This window comes from Pseudoalteromonas ardens, from assembly GCF_030125445.1.
GTDB lineage: Bacteria > Pseudomonadota > Gammaproteobacteria > Enterobacterales > Alteromonadaceae > Pseudoalteromonas > Pseudoalteromonas ardens.
In genome coordinates, this window is the sequence record NZ_JASJUV010000006.1 from 312,409 (window position 1) to 320,335 (window position 7,927).

Sequence of the window (7,927 nt, forward strand, 5' to 3'; positions counted from 1 at the left end):
TTGCTTCCTCAAAATGGCATAATGGCGCTCATAAAGAACTTAGTCAGCCAACCTGCACTTTGCACTTCCTGCGTATCGCCTTTACCTGAGTACTGAATACGCGCATTGGCAATACGATTTGACTCTACCGTATTATCGGCATTCACATCCTGCGGTCTGACGAGCCCTTCGAGACGAATAAATTCTTCTCCAGTATTTAGTGTCAGCCATTTTTCACCTCGGATCACCAGGTTACCATTTGGTAGAACCCGCATCACATTCACTGAGATGTTACCAATCAGGCTGTTAGACTGGTTGGCCTGCGCATCGCCCTGAAATGATGAATTCGAACCTGCATCCAGCTGAATGCTCTTGTTCCCCCAGTTGACCGCTGCACCGCCTAAACCCAGTATAGGATCGATATCCACCTCACTGTCTTTATCCAGCTTAGAGTTGGCCGCCTTTGAAGCCTGAGTCGATTCTCTAAGTACAACAGTAATGATATCACCGGTGCGAAGTGCCTTCTTATCTGAGTAAAGATCGTTGGCATAAGCATTGAATAGCGAGCCTGTAGCTACAACCGGCGCTGCTTCCGCTTCCGGATACATAGGCGCGTAGTAAGGATCGTCCCGCTCAACATCTTTATTTTGCGTTGTTGTACAACCACTGAGTGCTATACAGCCTGCCGCTACCAGGCCAAGTGTACGTAACTTGTCCATACTACCCCCAATCTTTTAAAGCTGCTGATTAATGTAACTGAGCATCTCATCAACCGACTTAATTACTTTCGAGTTCATCTCGTAAACCCGTTGTGTTTCAATCAAATTGACCAGCTCTTCGGTGACATTAACGTTTGAAGTTTCCAACGCCCCCTGAACGATAGAGCCAAGTCCTTCGACACCCGGGTTCCCCTGCACTGGCGCACCGCTGACGGCAGTTTCGGTGTATAGGTTCTGACCAATTGGTTCAAGACCAGACGGGTTAATAAAATCGCTTATAACTAGCTGACCGATTACCGTATTAGCTGCTTCTCCCTGGATACTGACAGAAACCTCACCATCCTGAGAAATAGTGATGGAATTTGCATTGTCCGGAACGTTCATTTCAGGTTGTACCGGAAAGCCTGCACCTGAGGTAACAATCCGTCCCTCTTCATCAGTAGTAAACTGGCCGTTTCGCGTGTACGCAATGGTGCCGTCAGGCATCTGAATTTCGAAGAAACCCGGTCCCTGAACCATCCAATCCAGTGAGTTCTCTGTGCTCAGCATATTACCTTGCGAAAAGTTTTTCTGGTTTGCCACCACCTTGGCACCCGCACCCAGCATCAAGCCCGATGGGAGCTCGGTATCCTGAGAAGAACGGCCGCCTGGTTGGTTAATATTTTGATAGAGTAAGTCTTCAAATATTGCGCGGCTTTTCTTGTAGCCAACGGTACTGGCATTCGCCAGGTTATTTGAAATCACCGAAATATCAGTTTGCTGGGCATCAAGGCCGGTTTTACTGATCCATAATGCTGGGTTCATAATCTATACCTCACTCTCTTAAACGATACGCAGGAGCGAAGTGTGTCGCTCGTCAATTTCTTCAGCTGTTTTCATCAGTTTCATCTGCATTTCAAACTGGCGCTGAAGGTTTACCATGTCTACCATTTCGTGAACCGGGTTCACGTTAGACATTTCTAAATAGCCACTCATTACTTTGGCGGTAGGAGAAATTTCACAAAATCCACATACACCGTCTTCGAGCAACTCCTCTTTTGGTCTAAACAAACCATCATTACCTTTTTCAAGTTTGCTATTGTCTGCGCTAATAATTTTTAACCGGTCGACCACTTCTAAAAAGTTGGCAGGTGCCCCCTGAGGACGCACCTGAATTGAGCCATCATCACTGAACACAACCTTTTCTACTGGCAGTGGTAATATGATGGGCCCACCTTCGCCAATAATTTGACGACCATGGCTGGTCACCAGTGCCCCGTCTGCGGTGATGTTCAGTGTGCCAACTTTCGTATAAGCCTCATCTCCGGCTGCGTCTACAACGCTTATCCAGGATTTTTCATCTACCGCAATATCCAGGTCCCGACCAGTTTCAGTAATGGCCCCACCTGTCATCATGGTGCCCGGGCGCTCCTGCATCGCAAACACACGCGTCGGTAGCCCTTCGCCAAATGCCTGCATTGAACGAGCCTGTGCAAAATCAGCCTTAAACCCGGTAGTATTGGCGTTAGCCAGGTTATTTGCCTTCAGCCCGACACCAACCAGGTTTTGTTTGGCGCCTGACATAGCGACATACAGCATTTTATCCATGGGAACGACCTAAAAATTGTTCAATCTATACTGAATAAAGCAATATAGATGCCAAGATGATCGTCAAGAAAATGAAAAGGCCGCTAAATGCGGCCTTAAGAGGTGATTGGATTTGATTATCGGATCTGCAGGATGTTCTGCTGAAGTGTTGAGTTAACCTCCAGTGCCCGCGAGTTCGCCTGGAAGTTTCGCTGTGCACTGATCAGGTCTACCAGCTCGTTTGTTAAGTTAACATTGGACTGCTCCAATGCTGAGGAGTTGATTGAGCCCAATGTTCCTGAACCCGGCTCCCCAGCAATAGGCTCACCTGAAGTTAAACTCTTTTTCCATCCGGTATTACCCACTTGCTGCAAGCCCTGAGAGTTAGAAAAACGCACCATGGCAACCTGACCTAAATATGTTGAGTCACCATTACTATATGACGCAACAATTTTACCATCAGAGCCAATGTCAATCCCCGCCAGTCGACCCGTTGTGGCACCATCCTGCTCAAGCGCTTTAACCTCAAAACGGCTGGCGAACTGAGTAGGCAGTTTGTTTGAGGTGTTTGCCTCGTCGCGCCAGTTCATTTCCACGTTACTGGGGAATGTTGCGCCGTTTGTTAGCAAAGTTGATAAACCGGTAGCTGCACCCGCTGGGATTGCAAATGAATTAAAGGTCGTTCCTGTGTTGGGCACCTGAGGGTTACCCGTTGTGGATGGCAGACCATTTTGGTCAAATTGGAACTCAGTTATTGGCTCTAGTGGTGCGCCGCTGGCCCCTGCTGTATTAAACTGTGTACCGTCGAGCGTTGCATACACCTGCCACTCATTTGGGTTAGTCGCAGGATCTTCTTTTACAAAATAAAGCTGCAAAATGTGAGGTTCACCCAAACTATCGTAAATCGTCGTTGAAGTAGAACTGTTGTAAGTTGCACTTTCTGTTGGGTCAAATGCCAGCGTAGGTGCCGAAGCACGCGAATCCAGGTTGAAAGATGAATACACACTGGTGGTTGCACGTGGCGAACCAGAGGCATCTGGAATTTGCAGTGCTGATGATGTACTCAAACTGATTGAAGTCGTATCACCGGTACTAGGATCAACAGGGAAGCCTTGCAAAAAGTTACCCTGTGCATCAACGATAAAATTGTCTTTGTTGAGTTTAAAAGCACCTGCACGGGAGTAAGTAAAGTCCTGAGCTCCCAATTCTTCACTCATCGCAAAATAACCTTCACCGGTAATCGCCAGGTCCAGTGAGTTCTGAGTAAAATTCAGAGACCCCTGGTGAAACTGCTGCGCAACCATAGTGGTTTGCACACCATCACCATTTTTTGTCTTACCGGCGCTAAAAACGGAAGATGCATACACGGATGCAAATTCAGCACGCGACTCTTTAAAGCCCGTCGTATTAACGTTAGCAATGTTGTTAGCTGTGGTATCCAGGTCTTTCTGAGCCGCAGCTAAACCAGTTAATGCAATATTGAAACTCATACTCTCACCTCTTGCGATTAAGGTTAAATCTTTTTAATTAGGCTAATTCCGCGACGTCAGTAAGCCGCACGGCACCCGCTTTAGTGTTGATAACGATGCCGCTTGCACCATTGACATTGACGCTTTCAATATTTCTGAAAGTCGCAGTAGGCAAGGCTGTAAACTTACCGTTTACGGAGCCTTCAGCCTTTATTGTGTAATCTCCGGGCGGTAACATATCACCATCGGTGTTTTTGCCATCCCAATCAAAGCGAACTGCACCAGCATTTTGATCTTTGAGATCTATGGTTCTTACCAGTTCGTTTTTATCGTTAAGAATACTGACCGTCAGTTGCTCTACAGGCTCAGTTACAATAATTGAACCACGCGACTGCATGTCCGGGCCGTGCTCAATTGTGTCAGATTCCAGTAGTGCTTTCTTGCCGATCAAAGTTGACGCCTGCAAAGCAGAATTCGAGGTCATAGAATCAGCCAATGATTCAAACTTCGTGTTTAGGTCAGAAATACCCTCGGCCATGGTGAAGTTTGTCATTTGTGCAATCATCTGATCATTATCAGCCGGTTTACTCGGGTCCTGATAAGACAACTGCTGAGTCAATAACGCAAAGAAATCCTCCTGCTTCAACTCATCATTCTTTTCTGTCGGAACCTGCTTGTCAGGCCAACGCAATGAATCGACATAGGTCGAGGTTGCTGAATTGACTTCGTTACTCATTGGCTATACTCCCACTTAGCGCTGACCAAGTTGCAAGGTTTTGCTAAGCATCTGCTTAGCGGCATCCGCTACCTGAACATTCGTTTGGTACGAACGCGATGCAGAGATCATGTTTGTCATCTCTTCAACCACATTCACATTTGGCTTATAGATGTACCCGTCTTTGTCAGCACTTGGATGGTTGGGATTGTACTCAACCTGAAGTGGTTTATCGCTTTCTACGATCCCCAGTACTTTCACTCCAACCGAAGACCCCATGGTATTCGGATGAGCTGCCGCAGCCTTGTTTAACTCTGCGGCGAAAACTGGGTGCCTAGCTCTATACACCTTATCCTGACTAGAACTGACGCTGTTTGCATTGGAAATATTACTGGCGGTCGTGTTCAAACGGACGTTCTGGGCGCTCATGCCTGAACCCGCTATATCAAAAACATTATATAAACTCATGATTAGCCACCTTGACCACTCAGGGCTTTTTTCAGCCCTTTAAATTTACCAGACAAAAAATTCAAACTAGCTTGGTACTCTAATGCATTTTGTACATACAAGTTTCGTTCCACTTGTATATCCACTGAGTTACCATCGCCTGTATCTGCTTGATTTGGCGTACGATATTGTTCAATACCATTGTTTAACTGAGTCCCACCACTAAGATGATTCTCATTGGTTCTGACCATCTTATTGCCGCTTAGCTGTGCCGATTTTGCCGCTTTAAAAGCCTGGCCAAAGTCGATATCCTTAGCTTTATATCCAGGGGTATCAGCATTGGCTATGTTACTTGCTAAAATTTCAGCACGCTGAGAGCGGATCAGCATAGTGTGAGGGTGAACCCCCAACGCTTTATCAAAACTAATTGCCATAACCCGACTCCAGAAAATTGACTTGATGAGATAAAAGCAAGAATGAGGCCAATATTTAAGTGGCGGAAAATTGCCGCATTGCCGATACAACCAGCAGAAGATATCTAGTAAGAAACCGAATCATAACAAGCACCAACTTCTTTATATTAATCAAGAACTTAAAAACTTTTCTTGTAGCCAAACCTAAAGGATAAATCCGGCTGCGCCTTTTACGATATAGGATACCATCAGAGAAAGTAGTGGGATTACAGCCGAGGAGAGTACAGCCTCTTGAACGCCAAAAAACAGGCATTGCACTGCACGAGCAAAATACCCAAATGCCTTTAGCCCAATGCAGCAGGCCCCTTTTAGCCTTTATACCGCAATTAAAGATCATCAGCCCAGCTGGTGATGTGAGCTGAATTTGATCATTAAGCAACTGGTTAACAGGTTCATTTAAACTTTAAACCTGCCAGAAATACTAAATGCCACATCCTCCCGTCTTAAAAAGCGACGTATTATTGCCCCTCAATGTGCTCAGTTAATTAACCTCAGGAGAGTACAGAGTCGTTATGATAGCGGTTTCAAAATCGATATTACGGCTTTACGCTTTTGTTACCCAGCGAAAGCCAATAGAGTGCAATTCTGGAGAGGCGCTGGGAGCTGTATCCAGTATGTGAAGAATGGTCGATATCACCAACCATTCTTATAATGAATTTCAGGCGTAATGATAAAAAGCATTGCCAAAAGTGAAAACCAACTGTACATTTTTCAAGCACCCCGTAATTAATCTTTGCAAGGAAAAAACGATGAAGCTGAAACTCAATAAAAAGCAGGTCAAAAGCTTATCTGCAGACTTAAAAACAGTACCGGAACTTGTAACACCTCAGATTTGTGGTGCTTTGCCACCTCCCAGTCATTTCTGTGACAGTGAGAATTGCACGCCCACTTCTATGCTGCCATGCATGACTTATTACTGTATTTAACCGCTCGCAGCCATTAGACACTCAGAAACAACCTCAGGCAAAACATGCACAAGTGTGAAAACTCATCCGGGTAGATATCGATGATACTGCACTTGTGCACTTACCCGATAATGCATGCTTGATTGTCTTGTTTAAAATAATTTGACGAAGTGCCTTACCATGATCGCCAGACCGTAGTGCTTTTCAAATTTACTGTTTGACCTGTTAGCAATTCCTCCATCAATTACGGGATAACGGTGGTGTAGGCTTCGAAATTGAGAAATCGTTGGGGTTTCTTCTGAAAAAACTTACCCCCATAGGGTCTGTTTACAACCCTTTTCAGTGACGTTATCAGGTCTATTCAGCCCTGTACTAGCTCCTTCGCTAACCAGCAGTCACTCAACTAACTTCACTCCACCTCAGATAGCCACTGTATCATCATCCCGCACTGGAACCGGGAGCTTCTTGAACCATTATCCCGGTGTTGCCTGAACCCAAAGACCTGAACACAGCTTCAGCGCGCTTCGTCAGAAGAGACATGTGAATATGTTGTCACATAGATGCGCAGGGCGAAAATGACTTAATTCATCACTCGGTAGTGATTATCGGATCGATGTGCCTTTTATACTCTCCATGTAGCCTGTGAGTAGTTCCGCATCAAGTGCGGGGTGACGATGATGTGAGTTATGCCGACATATCATTCATACCACCGTATAGCCTGTGAGTGGTTCCGCATCAAGTGCGGGATGACGGTGTTGTGGGTTATGTCGACATATCATTCATACCACCTTGTAGCCTGTGAGTAGTTCCCGCATAAAGTGCGGGATGACGGTGGTGCGGGTTATGTCGACGTGCCATTTATACTCACCGTGTGACCTGTTAGCAGTGCCCGCATCAAGTGCGGGATGACGATTGTGTGGGTTATATCGACATGCCATTTATACTCACCGTGTGGCCTGTGAGTAGTTCCCGCATCAAGTGCGGGATAACGGGGTGTCGGCTTTGTGATCGGGTAGTTATACAACTTTTTTAAATCGCACATAGCAAAAAACCCGCTGCATTGCTGCAACGGGTTTGACGTACATGGAAGTACGAATGTCGATGAGATCCATGGGTGAATTGCGACCGAAGCAGCGCTTCGCAGCTATCGTGCAAAGTCGTGCTTTAGCGCGGCCTTTGCGCAAGGTGAAATGAGCAATTATAGAGAACGCAGACCTATTCACAGCGCAAAAGGAGCCCTCCACAGGGAAGTGTCCCCAAAGACTGCCAGATACTCTAGCTTCATGGATGAATAGACAACACCGCTCTGTCTACAACTTCATCGACGCTTTTTTAAATCGCACATAGCAAAAAGCCCGCTGCATTGCTGCAACGGGTTTGACGTACAAGGAGGTACGAATGTCGATGAGATTCATGGATGAATGTCTTTCGTCGACCTTTAATTAGGCCCTGGCGATGTCCTACTTTCACATGGGTGAATTGCGACCGAAGCACCGCTTCGCAGCTATCGTGCAAAGTCGTGCTTTAGCGCGACCTTTGCGCAAGGTGAAATGAGCAATTGTAGAGAACGCAGACCTATTCACAGCGCAAAAGGAGCCCTCCACAGGGAAGTGTCCCCAAAGACTGCTAGTACCAGCTTCATGGATGAATAGAC

General features: G+C 46.2%; 7 protein-coding genes. All 7 read right to left on the bottom strand.

Going from position 1 to position 7,927, the window contains the following annotated elements; all coding sequences use genetic code 11:
* Window positions 1–8 precede the first annotated feature (8 nt).
* Entirely contained in the window at window positions 9–698 is a 690-nt protein-coding gene (gene flgH, locus QNM19_RS18660; protein ID WP_049865760.1) for a flagellar basal body L-ring protein FlgH, read from the bottom strand.
* A 15-nt stretch (window positions 699–713) separates the two neighbouring features.
* Window positions 714–1,502, bottom strand: coding sequence for a flagellar basal-body rod protein FlgG (flgG, locus tag QNM19_RS18665; RefSeq protein WP_010385605.1), 789 nt, complete (start codon window positions 1,500–1,502; stop codon window positions 714–716).
* 18 nt (window positions 1,503–1,520) lie between these two features.
* The gene (locus QNM19_RS18670) at window positions 1,521–2,285 is read right to left on the bottom strand and encodes a flagellar basal body rod protein FlgF (protein ID WP_010385603.1); all 765 of its coding nucleotides are present in this window, start codon (window positions 2,283–2,285) and stop codon (window positions 1,521–1,523) included.
* A gap of 116 nt (window positions 2,286–2,401) precedes the next feature.
* The gene (gene flgE / locus QNM19_RS18675; RefSeq protein WP_284027071.1) at window positions 2,402–3,754 is read right to left on the bottom strand and encodes a flagellar hook protein FlgE; all 1,353 of its coding nucleotides are present in this window, start codon (window positions 3,752–3,754) and stop codon (window positions 2,402–2,404) included.
* A gap of 37 nt (window positions 3,755–3,791) precedes the next feature.
* Entirely contained in the window at window positions 3,792–4,469 is a 678-nt protein-coding gene (locus QNM19_RS18680) for a flagellar hook assembly protein FlgD (protein WP_049865759.1), read from the bottom strand.
* 15 nt (window positions 4,470–4,484) lie between these two features.
* Window positions 4,485–4,916 carry a flagellar basal body rod protein FlgC gene (gene flgC, locus QNM19_RS18685; RefSeq protein ID WP_010385597.1) on the bottom strand — a complete coding sequence of 144 codons (432 nt, stop codon included), beginning with the start codon at window positions 4,914–4,916 and terminating at the stop codon, window positions 4,485–4,487.
* A 2-nt stretch (window positions 4,917–4,918) separates the two neighbouring features.
* The gene (gene flgB / locus QNM19_RS18690; RefSeq protein WP_058797708.1) at window positions 4,919–5,329 is read right to left on the bottom strand and encodes a flagellar basal body rod protein FlgB; all 411 of its coding nucleotides are present in this window, start codon (window positions 5,327–5,329) and stop codon (window positions 4,919–4,921) included.
* Window positions 5,330–7,927: the final 2,598 nt, after the last annotated feature.